Annotated in this window: 14 protein-coding genes; 8 read left to right on the forward strand and 6 right to left on the reverse strand. The window is 37.7% G+C overall.

From position 1 onward, the window contains the following. Window positions 1-2: 2 nt before the first annotated feature. The 5 genes from leuS to yajC are packed head-to-tail and all read right to left on the reverse strand — an operon-like array spanning window position 3 to window position 5,657. Window positions 3-2,468, reverse strand: a complete 2,466-nt coding sequence (gene leuS / locus F3G75_RS01860) for a leucine--tRNA ligase (protein WP_149716349.1) — start codon at window positions 2,466-2,468, stop codon at window positions 3-5. 8 nt (window positions 2,469-2,476) lie between these two features. Continuing rightward, window positions 2,477-2,815: a DUF6394 family protein gene (locus F3G75_RS01865; RefSeq protein ID WP_021090699.1), complete on the reverse strand. Its 339-nt coding sequence runs from the start codon at window positions 2,813-2,815 to the stop codon at window positions 2,477-2,479. 9 nt (window positions 2,816-2,824) lie between these two features. Continuing rightward, on the reverse strand, window positions 2,825-3,796 hold the full coding sequence (gene secF / locus F3G75_RS01870) for a protein translocase subunit SecF (protein ID WP_149716350.1): 972 nt from the start codon (window positions 3,794-3,796) through the stop codon (window positions 2,825-2,827). A gap of 2 nt (window positions 3,797-3,798) precedes the next feature. Next, window positions 3,799-5,379 (reverse strand): protein translocase subunit SecD, encoded by a 1,581-nt coding sequence (gene secD, locus F3G75_RS01875; protein WP_149716351.1) that lies wholly within the window; start codon window positions 5,377-5,379, stop codon window positions 3,799-3,801. Next, on the reverse strand, window positions 5,379-5,657 hold the full coding sequence (yajC, locus tag F3G75_RS01880) for a preprotein translocase subunit YajC (RefSeq protein ID WP_107953385.1): 279 nt from the start codon (window positions 5,655-5,657) through the stop codon (window positions 5,379-5,381). The genes secD and yajC overlap by 1 nt, the downstream gene beginning before the upstream one ends. On the opposite strand from yajC, the gene F3G75_RS01885 reads away from it, so the two are divergent. After that, the gene (locus F3G75_RS01885) at window positions 5,633-6,925 is read left to right on the forward strand and encodes an apolipoprotein N-acyltransferase (RefSeq protein ID WP_149716352.1); all 1,293 of its coding nucleotides are present in this window, start codon (window positions 5,633-5,635) and stop codon (window positions 6,923-6,925) included. The two genes, yajC and F3G75_RS01885, sit on opposite strands and share 25 nt — an antisense overlap. Window positions 6,926-6,945: 20 nt before the next feature. Here F3G75_RS01885 and metK read toward each other — a convergent pair whose 3' ends face one another. After that, complete coding sequence (gene metK, locus F3G75_RS01890) at window positions 6,946-8,172, reverse strand: methionine adenosyltransferase (RefSeq protein ID WP_149716353.1); 1,227 nt, start codon at window positions 8,170-8,172, stop codon at window positions 6,946-6,948. 138 nt (window positions 8,173-8,310) lie between these two features. Between metK and sstT the strand changes: the two genes are divergently transcribed. The 7 genes from sstT to F3G75_RS01925 all read left to right on the forward strand — a co-directional run bounded on the left by sstT (window position 8,311) and on the right by F3G75_RS01925 (window position 15,841). Further along, complete coding sequence (gene sstT, locus F3G75_RS01895; RefSeq protein WP_410470362.1) at window positions 8,311-9,678, forward strand: serine/threonine transporter SstT; 1,368 nt, start codon at window positions 8,311-8,313, stop codon at window positions 9,676-9,678. Window positions 9,679-9,765: 87 nt separating this feature from the next. Continuing rightward, window positions 9,766-11,487 (forward strand): M3 family oligoendopeptidase, encoded by a 1,722-nt coding sequence (locus tag F3G75_RS01900; RefSeq protein ID WP_149716354.1) that lies wholly within the window; start codon window positions 9,766-9,768, stop codon window positions 11,485-11,487. 1 nt (window position 11,488) lies between these two features. After that, window positions 11,489-11,938: a hypothetical protein gene (locus tag F3G75_RS01905; RefSeq protein ID WP_149716355.1), complete on the forward strand. Its 450-nt coding sequence runs from the start codon at window positions 11,489-11,491 to the stop codon at window positions 11,936-11,938. A 51-nt stretch (window positions 11,939-11,989) separates the two neighbouring features. Further along, window positions 11,990-14,059 (forward strand): ATP-dependent helicase, encoded by a 2,070-nt coding sequence (locus F3G75_RS01910; RefSeq protein ID WP_149716356.1) that lies wholly within the window; start codon window positions 11,990-11,992, stop codon window positions 14,057-14,059. Beyond that, entirely contained in the window at window positions 14,056-14,877 is an 822-nt protein-coding gene (gene truB, locus F3G75_RS01915) for a tRNA pseudouridine(55) synthase TruB (protein ID WP_149716357.1), read from the forward strand. Before F3G75_RS01910 ends, truB begins: the two co-directional genes overlap by 4 nt. Next, the gene (gene csrA / locus F3G75_RS01920) at window positions 14,871-15,101 is read left to right on the forward strand and encodes a carbon storage regulator CsrA (protein WP_021090864.1); all 231 of its coding nucleotides are present in this window, start codon (window positions 14,871-14,873) and stop codon (window positions 15,099-15,101) included. Before truB ends, csrA begins: the two co-directional genes overlap by 7 nt. Beyond that, a complete protein-coding gene (locus F3G75_RS01925; protein WP_149716358.1) occupies window positions 15,098-15,841 on the forward strand; it encodes a 4-(cytidine 5'-diphospho)-2-C-methyl-D-erythritol kinase in 744 nt (247 codons plus the stop codon). The genes csrA and F3G75_RS01925 overlap by 4 nt, the downstream gene beginning before the upstream one ends. Window positions 15,842-15,855 lie beyond the last annotated feature (14 nt).

The following is a 15,855-nucleotide window of genomic DNA, read 5'->3' on the forward strand; positions in this document are numbered from 1 at the left end:
ATTTATCCTTTAATGACAAAATTTACTAATTTGCCTTTTATATAAATCTCTTTTAAAATTTCTTTTCCTTCAAGCCATTTAGCCACATTTTGCTTAGCTAGCTTTAAAATTTCACCCTCGCTCTGGCTCGCTGCCACTTCAAACTCGGCTCTTTTTTTGCCATTTACTGTAATTGCAAGAGCGATGCTATCTTTTACAAAGACTTCTTCTTTTACGGCTATCTTTGTGAAATTTTTTCTACCAAAAAGCTCTTCGCTAAGCTCATTTGCGATATGTGGCACGATAGGCTCTAATAAATTTAAGATGATGAAAAAGCCCTCAGCATTTACATCTTCGTTATCCTGAGCATTTATAGCGTTTAGCGCCTCCATGCAGGCTGCAATCAACGTGTTAAAAGCAAATGTGTCGCCAAAAACCTCGGTTGATTTTTTAAGTGCTTCATAAATTTTTAGCCTTGCAAATTTCTCATCTTTGTTTAGACTTTCATGGTCTATCTCAGGCAATTTATCTATCTTTTTAATAGTTTGTGCCTTCTCCCAAAGCCTATTTAAAAATCTAAATGCACCCTCAACTGCGCTGTCATTCCACTCAAGCTCTTTTTGAGGAGGTGCTGCAAAAAGGATAAATAGCCTTGCCGTATCGGCACCATATTTATTGATAATATCATCAGGATCTACGACATTGCCCTTGCTTTTGCTCATCTTTTTACCATCTTTTAAAACCATGCCTTGAGTTAGTAAATTTTCAAATGGCTCGTCATCCCTTAGATAACCAAGATCTCTTAAGACCTTTTGGAAAAATCTAGCATACAAAAGGTGCAATATCGCATGCTCGATACCGCCGATATACTGATCTACATTCATCCAGTAATTCACGCTCTTTTCATCAAGCGCTTTTTGCTCCCACGTCATCTCATCGCTTGCAAATCTAGCAAAATACCAGCTACTCTCCACAAACGTATCCATCGTATCAGTCTCTCTGATCGCATCTTTACCGCATTTTGGACACTTTGTAAATTTCCAAGTTGGATGTTTATCTAAAGGATTGCCCTCGCCTGTGATCTCGACATCTTCAGGTAGCGCGATAGGTAAATTTTCCTCTTTTTCAGGCACTACGCCGCAACATTTGCAGTGCACTACTGGTATTGGCGCACCCCAATATCTTTGACGAGAAATTCCCCAGTCTCTTAATTTGTAGTTTGTGATTCTTTTGCCTAAACCATCTTTTTCAAATTTTTCTATTATGAAATTTTTAGCTTCTTCTGAAGTAAGTCCATTTATAAGCTCAGAATTTATAGAAATTCCATACTCAGAGTATGCTTTAGAACCGTCGCTCTCGCCCTCAAGTGGCTTTACGACTGGCTTTATAGGAAGATTAAATTTACTTGCAAACTCGTAATCTCTTTGGTCATGCGCAGGGACAGCCATGATAGCGCCACTGCCGTAGTCAGCTAGGATGAAATTTGCAACCCAAACTGGGATTTTTTCATTTGTGAGCGGATGAACAACATAAATTCCTAAAAATTCTCCGTCTTTTTCGCTCGCTTGACGCTCTCTTGGGCTTTGGTTCAGGATTGTTTTTATCTTTGTCTTTTTGTTTTCATCAATTTTATCACTCTCAAGCAATGCTTTTACAATGGGATGTTCAGGTGCAAGGGCTGTGTAGCTAACGCCGTAAATCGTATCAGCTCTTGTAGTAAATACCTTAAAGCCATCAAATTTACCACCTAAAGCCTCTTTTGAAGCTTCATCAAGATAAAATTTAAACTCCAAGCCGTAGCTTCTGCCGATCCAGTTTTCTTGCATTGTAATTACTTGATTTGGCCATTTGCCTTCAAGAAGTTTTAGATCATCAAGTAGCTCGCTAGCGTATTTTGTGATGTTAAAGTAATATCCTGGAAGCTCTTTTTGTACAACATCATTACCGCATCTCCAGCATTTGCCATCCTCCACCTGCTCGTTTGCAAGCACAGTTTGATCGTATTCGCACCAATTTATAATTGCATTTTTTCTATAAACAAGCCCTTTTTCAAACATCTTTATAAAAAAGCTTTGCTCCCACTTTGTATAAAGTGGGTCAGATGTGGCTAAAATTCTCTTTTTAGAAAATGAAAAGCCAAGGCTTGCTAGCTCTTTTTTCATATAGTCGATATTTTCATAGGTCCAAATTTTAGGGTGAATTTTATGTTTTATGGCTGCGTTTTCAGCTGGCATGCCAAAGCTATCAAAGCCAATAGGATGAAGCACGTTGTAGCCGCTTTTTCTATATGATCTAGCAAGTGCATCGCCGATAGAGTAGTTTCTTACATGCCCCATATGTATGCGTCCACTTGGATAAGGAAACATACTTAGGATATATTTTTTCGGCAAGCTTAGATCGTCTTTTGGTTCAAATTCTTCATTTTTATCCCAAATTTCTTGCCATTTTTTTTCTATCTTTAAAGGCTCATATTTTCTCTTTTCAGCCATTTTTTCTCCTAAAATTCTTCTTGAGCTTTACTTGATTCTATTAAAACCAAGGCTAGTGAAAATATATTTGCGATGACTGCACCGATAGCTAAAGAGTAGCTAAGTGTTATATTTTCAGAGACTTGCAAAATAACAAAAGCTGGTATAAGGTGCAAGTCAGCAACCAGCGAGCTTGCAAAAAGCTCAGCTGAGAGTAAATTTTTAACACCGATCTTAAGTAGCGTTGAAACCAAATTTATACTAGCCGCCACAAAGAGTGCAATCTCGTTTTTATCATATAAAAATTCTGCCGTAGTCGTAAGACTCATCAATGCAAAAAATATGTAGATAACTTTTCCCCAGTTCATTATCCCTCCTTACACAACGCCTTTCTCAAACATAGCACGCTCTTTTTCGCGCTCTTTTTTTATCTTTTGTTTTTCAGTCTCTCTACTTCTAAAATGCTCGATGCTAAATTTAAACCAGATAAGAAACGGCGAAGAGATGTAGATCGAACTGATCGTTCCTATGACAATACCAACGATAAGAATAAATGAAAATCCATGTATCATATCTCCACCAAATAAAAATAGCACAAGAACTGTCATCATCGTAGTTGCTGAAGTTAAGATAGTTCTAGAAAGTGTGGCTGAGACTGACTCGTTTATAACACCTTCAATATCAGTTCTCTTACTCTCTTTGATGCCTTCTCTTATCCTATCAAAGATAATAATCGTATCATTTAGTGAGTAGCCAAGAACCGTTAAAACAGCAGCTAATGTGTCCAAATTTACATCAATATCAAATAGCGAAATAGCACCAACAGTTATGACTATATCATGAATCTCAGTTGCGATCGCAGCTAGTGCAAATCTCCATTCAAACCTAAATGTTATATAAAGAAGTACTCCAATTAGTGAAATTCCAAGAGCCATCAAGCCCTTTTGCCTAAGCTCGTCACCAACCTTTGGACCAACGATATCAACACGTCTTACTTCAAAATTTCCAGTATCTTTTAAAATTTGCTTTATCTCAGTGCCGATGTCGCCAGTTAAATTTGAGCTTGAACCTGAAAATCTAATAACAGCCTCATCTTCGCTTCCAAACTCAGTAACAGAGGCGTTTTTAAGTACTTCATTTGTGCCAAAAGCGTCGCGGATTTTATCGAGTGGTGCTTTGGTGTCGTATTTTAGCTGAATAAGCGTACCACCAGAGAAATCAATGCCGTAGTTTAACCCCTTTGTAGCAAGTAAAACAATAGAGCCAACAAATAAAAATATAGAAAATGCTAGTGAAGCAAATCTAAAACGCATAAAATCATAAACTTTTGCCTTAGTAAAAATTTGCATCATTAGCTCCTTTTATAACCAAACCAAAGTCTGGTATTTCCACTTTTTTCTATCTTATCCATAACAGCATCAAACATACCATGAGTGCCAAGTATAGCTGTTAGCATTGAAGCCATGATACCTATTGCCATTGTTACTGCAAAGCCTTTAACTGGACCAGTACCATAAGCGTAAAGTACCGCAACTGTGATGATAGTAGTTAAGTTTGAGTCAATAATCGCGCTCATGGCGTGCTCATAACCCTTTTGCACAGCTGTTCTTATCGCAACACCTTCACGTAAAAGCTCGCGAATACGTTCATTTATGATGACGTTTGCATCAACCGCCATACCGATCGTTAGTACGATACCGGCCATACCAGGAAGTGTAAGTGTTGCTCCAAAAAGTGCCATCACAGCGACTAATATAACAACATCTGCAACTAGCGCGATATTTGCAAAAATTCCAGAAATTCCGTAATAAACAAGCATAAATAGCACAACCAAGATAGATCCAGCAGCAAGAGCTACCATGCTTTGGTTAATACTCTCTTGTCCTAAAGATGGGCCAACGCTTCTTTTTTCCAGCATCTTAACAGGGGCTAAAAGTGCGCCACTTCTAAGAGCGATCGCTACATCGTGAGCCTCATCAAGGGTAAAGCCACCACTTATCTGACCACTACCGCCACCTATTCTTTCATTTATAACAGGAGCTGAATAAACCTTACCATCAAGCACGATAGCAAGCCTTTTACCCACATTTGCGCCAGTAAAATCACCAAAAATTCTAGCGCCTTCTGAATTTAGTGTAAAATTTATGATCGGTAGGTTATTTTGCTGAGAAAATGCAACCTTTGCGTCAGTTAGCATAGAGCCGTCAAGCACTGGGATATTTTTAACGACATATTTCACGCGGTCATTTTTAGCATCCTTAAAGATCACGTCGCCGTAGCTCTCAGCTTCAGCCTCGCTCATTGTATTAGCCTGATCTTGTCTTTTATCATCAACCGCCATAAGCTGCAAGTGAGCAGCCTTTGCGATGAGATCTCTTGCTCTTTGCTCATCCTCTTCGGTCTTTATGCCAGGAAGTTCGACTAGGATATTATCTTTACCTTGTCTTGCGACCGTTGGCTCAGCTAGACCAAACTGATCAAGCCTGTTTCTAATGGTCTCAACAGCTTGTGAGATCGCATATTCGATCGTATCCACTCTTTCTTGTTCTGTTAAAGATATGCTGTAATTTAAACCATCTTTTTTTATATCAAGCCCCTTTATCTCAGCTAGTGCTTTATCTACTTTTGGAGCCTCGTCGCCATCAAGGAGAGTAAAGTCAATGTTCTCTTCTTTAATCTTAAATTTATCAATTAACACATCTTCTTTTTTAGCATAATAATTTATACTTCCAGCTATTGATTTTATTTTTGAGTGAATAGCTTCGCTCGTTTCAACACCAAGCAGCATATGAAGGCCGCCTTGAAGATCAAGGCCAAGTGAAATTTTAGCCCCATTTTGAGTTTGAAAAAAAGATGGTACCGAAAAGCCAAAACCAAAAATCAAGGCTAATATTAAGATAATTAGCCTATATGTGACTCTTGCGTTACGCATTATTTATCTTCGATCTTTTTGGCTACAAACTCGCGAGCTATGCGAACGATTACATCATCGTTAAGTTTAACTTTGATAAAATCATTTTCGGCTTTAATCACTTCGCATATAAGTCCGCCATTAGTTACTATCTTATCGCCTTTGTCAAGAGCTGCAAGCATTGCTGCGTGGGCTTTTTGTTGTTTTTGTTGAGGTCTGATAACCAAAAAGTAAAATATGGCGAAAAGCACAACAAAAAATAGTAATGGTGAAGATGTTAAAAAATCAGCGTTTTGCATGGATTTCCTTATTTGTAAGATTTTTAAATGGGCATTTTAGCACTAAAATTATAATAAAAGCCTTTGTCGGTGCTTTTTTGCTCTCTAACTTTATTTTTTTAAGCCTCTTCGAAAATTTACTCTTAAATTTTATCTCGCCATTTTTAACTTTGACTGGAATTTGCATTATAATAAATTTAAGCAGAGCTGGTTTTTTCGTGGCTGGATTTTTCACAGGAATTTTATGGTTTTATTGGATCAGCTTTAGTTTTATCTACTACGATCTGATCTGGCTTATACCATTTGTCATTCTCTTTGTAGCCATTGTTTACGGATTTATATTTTGGATAGCCTCTTTTCCTAGTTTTGTCGTGCTAAGAGCTGTTTTACTATTTTTAGTAAGCTACGTTCATCCATTTGGCTTTAACTGGTTTAACCTTGAAGCCACGCTTGTTTTAGGAGCTTTTGAGCCAAGCACTAGGGGGCTTATATTTATATTTTTAGCAGCCATTTCTTTGAGTTTAAAAGGTAAAATTTTAAAATTTATCCTAGCTTTTATCTGCCTCATCGCTGCCTTGCAGTTTAAAAGTGGTGAGGCAAAGACTTTGCCATTTGACGTGGAGCTAATAAACACCGATGTCGCTCAAAGGGTGCGCTGGGATAAAAGCTTACGCATGGAATTTACAAATGAAAATTTAGACTTGATAAATAGCGCAGTAGCCGAGCAAAAACGCCTTATCGTGCTGCCAGAGAGCGCATTTCCACTATTTATGACAAATGAGCCACTACTTGTTGATGAGCTAAAAGAGCTTTCTAAAAAGATAACTATCGTAGCTGGCGCGCTTGCCTATGAAAATAAGCAAATTTATAACTCTACCTTTTTGTTTCAAGATGGCACTCTTAGGCGAATGGATAAGAAATTTTTAGTGCCATTTGGCGAAGAAATTCCTTTGCCAAAATTTATGCAAGACGCAGTAAATAAGCTATTTTTTGGTGGAGCTAGTGACTTTAAAAAGGCTGAAAATTTTAGTGACTATGAGATAGACGGAGTTAAAATCAGAAACGCTATCTGCTACGAGGTGACAAGAGAAGAGCTTTATAATGGTGAATTTGACGTGGTTGTAGCTATCACAAACAATGGCTGGTTTGTGCCAAGTAGCGAACCTGTGCTTCAAAAACTACTTATAAAACACCTTGCCACAAAATATAATAAAGCAGTCTATCACAGCGTAAATGGTTCCAAAAGTGAGATAATAAATCCTAAAAAAGCGTTTTGGGATGAGTTTTAAAAGAAATTTAAAGTGGCTTTTTAGATAAAGCCACTTTTTTGATTATTTTTTAGTAAAGCTTTGAAAGTATCGACAGTGTCAAGCTTTTCCCAAGGGTATTTTGCATTTCCCACTTGGCCTTTTGCAGCTACTTTTGCGTATAAAAAGGTCTCTTTGCTTGGTTTATCAAGACCAAATTTATTTGTTATCCAGCGAGGTGTTAGAGCAAAGTACTCGCTTACAAAATTTGAAAGCATATCGTCATTTACGCCGTTTGCATGAGTTCCCATGGTATCAACGCTAACCGAAGTTGGCTTTGCAACACCGATCGCGTAGCTTATCTGGACGATACACTTTTTAGCAAGTCCAGCTGCGACGATATTTTTAGCTATCCAGCGCGCCGCATAAAGTCCGCTGCGATCAACCTTCGTGTAGTCTTTACTTGACTGAGCACCGCCACCTATTGGACTATATCCACCAAAGCTATCAACGATTAGTTTTCTGCCTGTTAGGCCACTATCGTGAAGTGAGCTATGGTTTACATATCTACCTGTTGGGTTTATATAGATGATCGTTTTTTCTTTATTATATAGTTCTTTTGGAAGACCAGTTTCATCTATTAAATTTTGTATTAGTGCGCGAAGCTCTTCTATCTTCATGCTCTCCACGCAAGGCGCAGAGACGACGATAGTGTGGATGCTTTGAGGTTTGCAGTTTTCAAAGTTGTCTTTGCTACCGTAATCAATAGTAACTTGTGTTTTTATATCAACACCAAGCTTATCAGGATTTGCCTTGGCAAATTTATAGACTTTTTCGCAAAGCATTCTTGCGTAAGTTATAGCTGCTGGCATAAATTCTTTTGCTTCGCAGCTTGCAAAACCAAACATAATACCTTGATCGCCTGCTCCGATCTCACCACTACTTTGATCAACGCCTTGATTTATATCTGGACTTTGTTGATTTATGCAAACTTTAACCTCGATATCATCTGGATGCAAGCACTGCTCTTTTGTGAAATTGCTCTTTCCATCATATCCAATATGCGCAAGAGCGTCTTTTACAATCTTTTCGTAGTCTTTATAAGAGAGTTTTACCTTTGAGTTTATCTCTCCACCTATTACTATATTTTTCCCAGCCACAAAAACTTCGCTTGCGACGCGTCCATTTGGATCTTGCGTTAAAATAGTATCCACTATGCTATCAGCGATGATATCAGCACATTTATCTGGATGACCTGGACTTACAACTTCAGAGGTAAATAGATACATTTTCATCCTTTTTTCTTGACTAAATTTTGTGCAATTGTAACAAATCTATTTAAAAAGCTTATTAATCTTTATCAAATTCTTTATATTTAAAAATTGTTTAGCTAAAATCAACAAAAAACTAATTTATTAAGGTGTCAAATGAATATGCTTAAAAATATAGCAAGAAGATACGCCGATGGAAATTTGATAGTTCAAATTTTAGTTGGTATCATCCTAGGTGCCCTAGTTGGCTTTTACACACACTACGAAGCTGCTCCTTACAACAAGATCTCAGCTAAAATTCAAACTATTCAAAACGAAAGTGGTTTGAGCGTAGATGAAGTTATAAAAACTCGCCTTAATCAGGATGAAGCCAAGCAGCTAAACGAAGCCAAAGAAAAAGCCGGTTCAGCCGATTCTATTGCGGCTTCAGCTTCAGTTTTAGGAGATTTATTTAAAGGCGCTTTAAAAGCTATCGCACCAATTCTTGTCTTTGTTTTAGTGGCAACATCTATCATTTTAAGAGATTTTGGTCATACAAAAGGTATGCAAAAGATCATTACACTTTATCTAATTGGTACATTTTTAGCAGCCGTTGTTGCAGTTGTTGCTAGTTTCTTATTCCCAGTGGAGCTTTCTTTGAAAGGTCTTGCAAGTGCTGATATGTCAGCACCTCAAGGAATTACTAACGTTTTAAAAGATCTCATTTATAAAATGGTCGAAAATCCGATAAACGCTCTTGCAAATGGTAACTATATAGGTATCATCACCTGGGCAGTTGGTAGTGGTATAGCACTTAGAAATTCCACAGCTGAGACCAAAAAAGTATTTAAAGACATAAGCGATGGTGTGACTCATATCGTTAAATTTATCATTAGACTAGCTCCATTTGGTATCTTTGGTATGGTTACTATCAGCATTCATGAAACTGGATTTGAAGTACTTGCAGGATATCTAAAACTGATCTTAGTTCTTGTTGGGGCAATGCTTGTTGTCGCATTTATCATCTATCCGGCCATGGTTTTTGTATTAACTAGAAAAAATCCTTATCCACTTGTCATGATCTGTTTAAAAGAGAGTGCTATTTCAGCATTTTTTACAAGAAGTTCAGCTGCAAATATCCCTGTAAACATGGCGCTTTGCAAAAAGCTTGGGTTAAAAGAGGAACTCTACTCTATCTCTATCCCACTAGGAGCTACTATAAACATGGGTGGTGCAGCAGTTACGATCAGTATTCTAGCGCTCACAGCGGTAAATTCTATCCCGTCTATAACAGTCACATTTGGTGACGCACTGCTTCTTTGCTTCATCTCAGCTCTTGGCGCTTGTGGTGCATCTGGCGTGGCTGGAGGCTCACTTCTTTTAGTGCCATTAGCGTGCGGTCTTTTTGGTATCAGCAATGACATAGCAATGCAGTTTGTAACAGTTGGTTTTACTATTGGCGTCATCCAAGATTCAGTCGAAACTGCGTTAAATAGCTCATCAGACGTTCTTTTTACAGCAGTAGCTTCAGAGACTTCAAACTAACCTTCATAAAATTTCAGCTAAATTTTGGCTGAAATTTTACTTTTATCCATTTTTTTGTAAAATGTCCCAAAAATTTAAAGGATAAATATGCAAATTTGGGATCTAAAAGCACTTTTTGCAAACGAAAAAGAGTGCGAGCAAAACGCACTAAATTTACAAAAAGAGTGCGAGAAATTTAAAGATAAATACCTTGAAAATTATGAAAATTTAAAAACAGACGAGTTTTTAAAGGCATTTGGCGAATATGAAAACTTGATCGCTAAAATTTCAAAAGTAATGACTTATGCTTTTTTAAATTTTGCCAAAGATACAAGCAAGGGTGCGTTTTACGCAAAGATCGATGAGATAGCGACAAAAGCAAATGAAAATTTGATATTTTTTGAGATCAAATTTAATGAGTTTAGCCCTAAAAAACAAGAAGAGATCATAAAAAGCTCTAAAAAATATGGCTACTATCTAAGCAATCTCGCTAAAGCAAAACCGCACCAACTAAGCGTTGCCGAAGAAAGAGTATTACTTCGTACAGCAAGTACTGGGGCTGAGGGCTTTTCAAGGCTTTTTGATGAGAGTATGAGCAAGATGAGGTTTAAATTTAAAGGCGAACTTTTAAACGAAGAGGAAATTTTAGCAAAGCTTCATGACAACAATCAAAGCGTGCGAAAACTAGCCGCCAAAAGCCTTTCAAACGAGCTTAGCAAACATCAGCACCTTCTTGGCTACATATACAATATGATAAAGACTGATCTAAAAACAAGCTGCGAGCTACGAAATTTCAAGCTTCCTGAAGAGCCGAGACACCTTGAAAATCAAATCACCAAAAAAAGCGTTGATTCGCTCATTGCCGTAACTGAGAAAAATTTTGATCTAGTTGCTAAATTTTACGAGCGAAAAAAACAAATTTTAGGTCTTAAAAAGCTTTATGACTACGATAGATACGCTCCTCTTAGCAGCGAGGGCGAGTATAAATTTGATGAGTGCAAAAAGATAGTTTTAAAGGCGTTTGGGACATTTTCACCTAAATTTGGCGATATAGCCAAAAGCGCCTTTAGTGACGGCTGGATCGACGTTTATCCAGCACCAAACAAGCGAGGTGGGGCGTTTTCTCACTCAGGATCAAGCGACACTCACCCTTATGTTTTGCTAAATCACACAAACCAGCGAAGAGATCTTTTCACGCTGGCTCACGAGCTTGGGCACGCCGTGCATCAAAAGCTATCATACAATGTAAGCTACCTAAACTCAGACACTCCTCTAACCACGGCTGAGACGGCTTCAGTCTTTTGCGAGATGCTAGTTTTTGACCACGTAAAAGACGGCCTTAGCAAAAAAGAGAAAATTTCACTACTTGCTGGCAAGATCGAGGATATATTTGCCACGCTTTACCGCCAGATAAATTTCACCACTTTTGAGCGAGCTGTGCACGCACATGAGGGCGAGATCAGTCTAGACGAGCTAAATAAAATTTGGCTAAAAGAGAGCAAAAAGATGTTTGGCAAAAGCGTCACACTAAATGACTACTACAAAATTTGGTGGAGCTACATCCCGCACTTCATCCACACGCCATTTTACTGCTACGCCTACTCTTACGCGCAGCTTCTTGTGCTTGCGCTTTTTGGGCTTTATAAAAGCGGCAAATGCAAAAATTTTGTTGAAATTTACACCGAGTTTTTGAGCCTTGGCGGCAGCCTTAGTCCAAAGGAGCTTGTGGCTAAATTTGGCTTTGATATCGATGATAAAAATTTCTGGCAGATCGGCATAAACGAGGTTAAAAAGCTAGTAGATGAGTTTTTAGAAATTTCAAAGGATTAAGATGTTAGACGAAATTTTAGATGATGAGAAATTTTCGCTTTTGATGAAAATGCACGTCTATGAGTGCATTGATTTTTTGCTTGAAAAAGGAGCAAATTTCTCAGTTATGGCAAATTTACCGCTAGTTAGCTTTGAGCCAAGCTTACCAGATGAGATAAGCAGGAGCTTTAGCATGCCAGTCATTATGTTTTCACTTGGTGGTTATACGCTTGAGAGTGCGAAGTTAACGCAAGATGAGCTTAGCTTTGAGGCCGGCTTTGGTAGTGAAAATTTTGCCTCTGTGGTCTCTTTTCCACTCGGTGCAGTGGTTCAAATTTTGGTTGAAAATAGCCCAATTCTTGTAAATTTTTCCATCCATAAGCCTAAAGAGAAGCAAGCAGACCACACAAAAAAATCGGTTTCAGTCTTTTTACAAAATCCTAAAAATAAAGATATATTTAAGAAAAAATAGTAATTTTAAGCATTTTTGGCTAAAATCAAAAGAAAATTTAAAAAGCAAAAAATGGAAAAATTACTATCAAATTTAAACGAATCCCAGCGCGAAGCAGCCACCCACATAGATGGCCCGATGCTCATACTTGCAGGAGCTGGTAGCGGCAAGACAAAGACCATCACAACTAGGCTTGCCTACCTCATCGGCGAGGTCGGTATAGATGCGGCAAATACACTAACTCTTACTTTTACAAACAAAGCCGCCAACGAGATGCGTAGTAGAGCCATGGCGATGCTAAGCCAAAGCGGCAAAAACTACTCGCCGCTACTTTGTACATTTCACAAATTTGGACTTTTATTTTTAAAGCTCTACATAGAAAAGCTTGGCAGAAAAAACAACTTCGTCATTATCGACACAGACGATAAAAAGCGCATCATAAAAAGCTTTGAAAGTTCAGTCGCCACGGCGATTTTATCAAGTGAAATTTCAAACTATAAAAACTCACTTTTAAGCGTCGAAGAGGTCTATAAAAACGCAAATTTCTCTTCATTTGACAAGAGCAAAGATAACTTTTACAAACAAGCTGCTCAAATTTATGAAAAATATGAAGATTATCTCAAAACAAATAATCTTGTTGATTTTGACGATTTATTGGGGCTTACATATAAAATTTTAGACGAAAACGAAGATCTCGCGAGAGAAATTTCAAACCGCTACAAATACATAATGGTTGATGAGTATCAAGATACAAACGACCTTCAGTATAAACTGCTAAAAAAGCTATGTCTATGCCACGAAAACATCTGCGTAGTGGGCGATGATGATCAAAGTATCTACGGCTGGCGCGGTGCAAAGATAGATAATATCTTAAATTTCAAAGATCAATTTAAAGATGTAAAGATCATAAGACTTGAGAAAAACTACCGCTCGAGCGAAGCGATACTAAAAGCTGCAAACGAACTAATAGATCATAACCGCAACCGCCTTGGCAAGAAGCTTGTGGGCACAAAAGGCGAAGGCGAGGCTGTAAATTTGATAGAGAGCTTTGATGAGAGCGTCGAGGCTGGCAAGATCGCAAAAAACATAAAAGAGCTTTTAAGTAAAGGCGTGCAGGCAAAAGATATCGCGATCTTATACCGCATAAACGCGCTCTCTCGCTCGCTTGAAGATGGGCTAAATAAAGAGCAGATCGCCTATAAAATGGTCGGTGGCGTAAAATTTTACGAACGGGCCGAGATTAAAGATATCATAAGCTACTTAAGGCTTATAAATAATCCAAACGATGACTTTTCAATAAGGCGCATCATCAATCGCCCAAAACGAGGGCTAGGCAAAGTGAGTCTTGATAAGCTTGAAAAAATGGCATTTGAAGGCAAAATTTCCATTTACGAGGCGATCTCAAACATCTCTGATAACGACGAAGCCTTTAGCAAAAAGGTGAGATCAGCTCTTGTTGAGTTTGCAAACAATCTAAAAGAGCTTCAAGAAAGCAGCTCAGTTTTTGACCTAATAGATAAATTTGAAGCTAAATTTGGCGTGAAAAAATACTACGAGAGCTTGCCAGATGGTGCTGAAAGAGCGGCGAACATCGACGAGTTTTACGCTGTTTTAAAAGATCAGATCAAGCAAAATCCAAGCTTTGATCTGGAAGAGTTTTTAAACGAAATCACGCTGACAAGTGAGCAAGACGGCATTAGCGATGAGGCTATTAGTATCATGAGCGTGCATGCGAGCAAGGGACTTGAGTTTGAGCACCTTTTTGTGATCGGTCTTGAAGAGGGATTTTTTCCACTCATTGGCGACGGCAGCGATATCGAAGAAGAACGCAGGCTTGCATACGTGGCGATCACAAGAGCCAAAAAGACACTTAGTCTAAGCTTTGCAAACTCACGCTTTTACAAGGGTCAGCGAACAAGACTAAATAAAAGTAGATTTTTAAGCGAGAGTGGCATCACGCATGGCTCGCTAGTCATCGAGCAGAGCAATGAATTTAAAAAAGGCGACCTTGTTAAGCATAAAATTTTTGGTATCGGCAGGGTGAGCGCAGTTAGTAAGATCAAAAAAGAGTTTAAACTAACTATAAATTTTGGTGGCAATGTAAGAGAGATAATGTCAAGCTTCGTGGAAAAGGCCGTATGAACGCCATTTTCGTGGCAAACAAGCCTGCTGGTATGAGCTCAAACCACTTTTTAGGGCGACTAAAGAAAAAATACGGCGTTAAAAAGGCTGGATTTTCAGGCACACTTGATCCATTTGCGAGTGGCTGTCTAATAGTCGCTTTTGGCTCGTATACGAAATTTTTTAGATTTTTAGACAAAAGTCCAAAAGTCTATGAAGCTACGATCTGGCTAGGTGCTAGTAGTCCAAGCATGGATAATGAAAATATCACTGAAATTTCAAATGTAAAAGAGCTAATTTTAGAAAAACTTGAAGCCATAAAAAGCGAGCTAACTGGCAAGATAAGCTACATCCCGCCAAAATTTAGCGCCAAGCACGTAAATGGCACAAGAGCCTATAAGCTAGCTAGAAATGGTGAAGAATTTGAGCTAAAGACAGAAACGATGGAAATTTTTGATAGCCAAATTTTAAACTATTCGCACCCATTTTTAACTATCCGTCTAAGCGTAAGCGAAGGAAGTTATATCCGTTCGTATGCAGAAATTTTTGGAAAAAAGCTTAGTTATAATGTAACTTTAAGCTCATTAAAAAGGATAAGTGAAGGCAAATTTTGCTACGAAAATGAAAAATTTTTGAATATTTGTGATTTTTTAAACATTCAGAAAAATACATACTTTGGGGATATAAATGATATTCTTGATGGCAAGAAATTAAAAATTAACGATTTTGAAACACAAAAGCAAGGAATTTATTTGCTAAATTATGATAAATTTATGAGCGTAATCCAAATCACGGATGATACTATAAATTACACTCTAAATAAGGTTGAAAAATGTTAATCCTAGCAAGAAAAGAAAATGAAGAAATTTTAATAGGAAATGACATAAAAGTTGTCATAGTAAATATTTCAAAAAACACTGTTAAACTCGGTATCGAAGCGCCACGAAATACAATGATACTAAGAAGCGAACTAGCAAATGATATCAAAAATGAAAATATCCATGCCACAAAAACTGCAAGTGAAGCCGATATTCATGAGCTAGCTAAAAAAATCGAGAAATGAAAAGCTTTGCAAAGATAAATATATTTTTAAAGATAGTTGGTACTAGAGGCAGCTACCACGAAATTTTATCGCGCTTTATCCTCTGTGAGCAGCTTTTTGATGAAATTTATTTTAAAAAGTCAAATTCATTTGCTATAGAATGCAACAACCACGATATAAAAGATAACATCATTCAAAAAGCGATAGATGAGCTAAAAAGAGCCGGCTTTTCAAACGAGCTTGACGAGTTTTTTAGCTCTCATAAAATCATCATCAACAAAAATATCCCAATTGGTGCGGGCCTTGGTGGAGGTAGTTCAAATGCCGCCACCTTTTTGCTAATGATAAATGATGAGCTAAATTTAAATATAAAACATGAAAATTTGATGCAAATAGCGTCTAAAATCGGTGCAGATGTCGCTTTTTTCGTATGTGGCTACAAGGCGGCAAATGTAAGCGGCATAGGTGAGATCATAGAAGAATTTGATGATGAAGTACCTGATTTAAATATCTTCACGCCAAATGTTTTTTGCTCTACACCGGCGGTTTATCAAGAATTTAGAAGCAATTTCTTACAATACATAGACGTTAATGCTGCAAAAAAGATGCAAAATTTAAAAAGCAAAGAGCTACTTGAAATTTATAAAAATGGGGAGTTAAACGATCTTTTTGCCCCATGTTTTAAACTCTATCCACAGATGAATGAGTTTAAAGATAAATTTCTAAGTGGCAGCGGCAGTAGCGTATTTAGCGTAAAATAAAAGGTAAAATTTTG

This window comes from Campylobacter concisus (assembly GCF_902460705.1).
Lineage (GTDB): Bacteria > Campylobacterota > Campylobacteria > Campylobacterales > Campylobacteraceae > Campylobacter_A > Campylobacter_A concisus_Z.

What these genes read in the sequence shown, in the direction of transcription:
- leuS (WP_149716349.1), bottom strand. Translation starts at nt 2,468, where the DNA reads ATGGCTGAAAAGAGAAAATATGAGCCTTTAAAGATAGAAAAAAAATGG.
- F3G75_RS01865 (WP_021090699.1), bottom strand. Translation starts at nt 2,815, where the DNA reads ATGAACTGGGGAAAAGTTATCTACATATTTTTTGCATTGATGAGTCTT.
- secF (WP_149716350.1), bottom strand. Translation starts at nt 3,796, where the DNA reads ATGCAAATTTTTACTAAGGCAAAAGTTTATGATTTTATGCGTTTTAGA.
- secD (WP_149716351.1), bottom strand. Translation starts at nt 5,379, where the DNA reads ATGCGTAACGCAAGAGTCACATATAGGCTAATTATCTTAATATTAGCC.
- F3G75_RS01885 (WP_149716352.1), top strand. Translation starts at nt 5,633, where the DNA reads ATGTTAAAAAATCAGCGTTTTGCATGGATTTCCTTATTTGTAAGATTT.
- yajC (WP_107953385.1), bottom strand. Translation starts at nt 5,657, where the DNA reads ATGCAAAACGCTGATTTTTTAACATCTTCACCATTACTATTTTTTGTT.
- metK (WP_149716353.1), bottom strand. Translation starts at nt 8,172, where the DNA reads ATGTATCTATTTACCTCTGAAGTTGTAAGTCCAGGTCATCCAGATAAA.
- sstT (WP_410470362.1), top strand. Translation starts at nt 8,311, where the DNA reads ATGAATATGCTTAAAAATATAGCAAGAAGATACGCCGATGGAAATTTG.
- F3G75_RS01900 (WP_149716354.1), top strand. Translation starts at nt 9,766, where the DNA reads ATGCAAATTTGGGATCTAAAAGCACTTTTTGCAAACGAAAAAGAGTGC.
- F3G75_RS01905 (WP_149716355.1), top strand. Translation starts at nt 11,489, where the DNA reads ATGTTAGACGAAATTTTAGATGATGAGAAATTTTCGCTTTTGATGAAA.
- F3G75_RS01910 (WP_149716356.1), top strand. Translation starts at nt 11,990, where the DNA reads ATGGAAAAATTACTATCAAATTTAAACGAATCCCAGCGCGAAGCAGCC.
- truB (WP_149716357.1), top strand. Translation starts at nt 14,056, where the DNA reads ATGAACGCCATTTTCGTGGCAAACAAGCCTGCTGGTATGAGCTCAAAC.
- csrA (WP_021090864.1), top strand. Translation starts at nt 14,871, where the DNA reads ATGTTAATCCTAGCAAGAAAAGAAAATGAAGAAATTTTAATAGGAAAT.
- F3G75_RS01925 (WP_149716358.1), top strand. Translation starts at nt 15,098, where the DNA reads ATGAAAAGCTTTGCAAAGATAAATATATTTTTAAAGATAGTTGGTACT.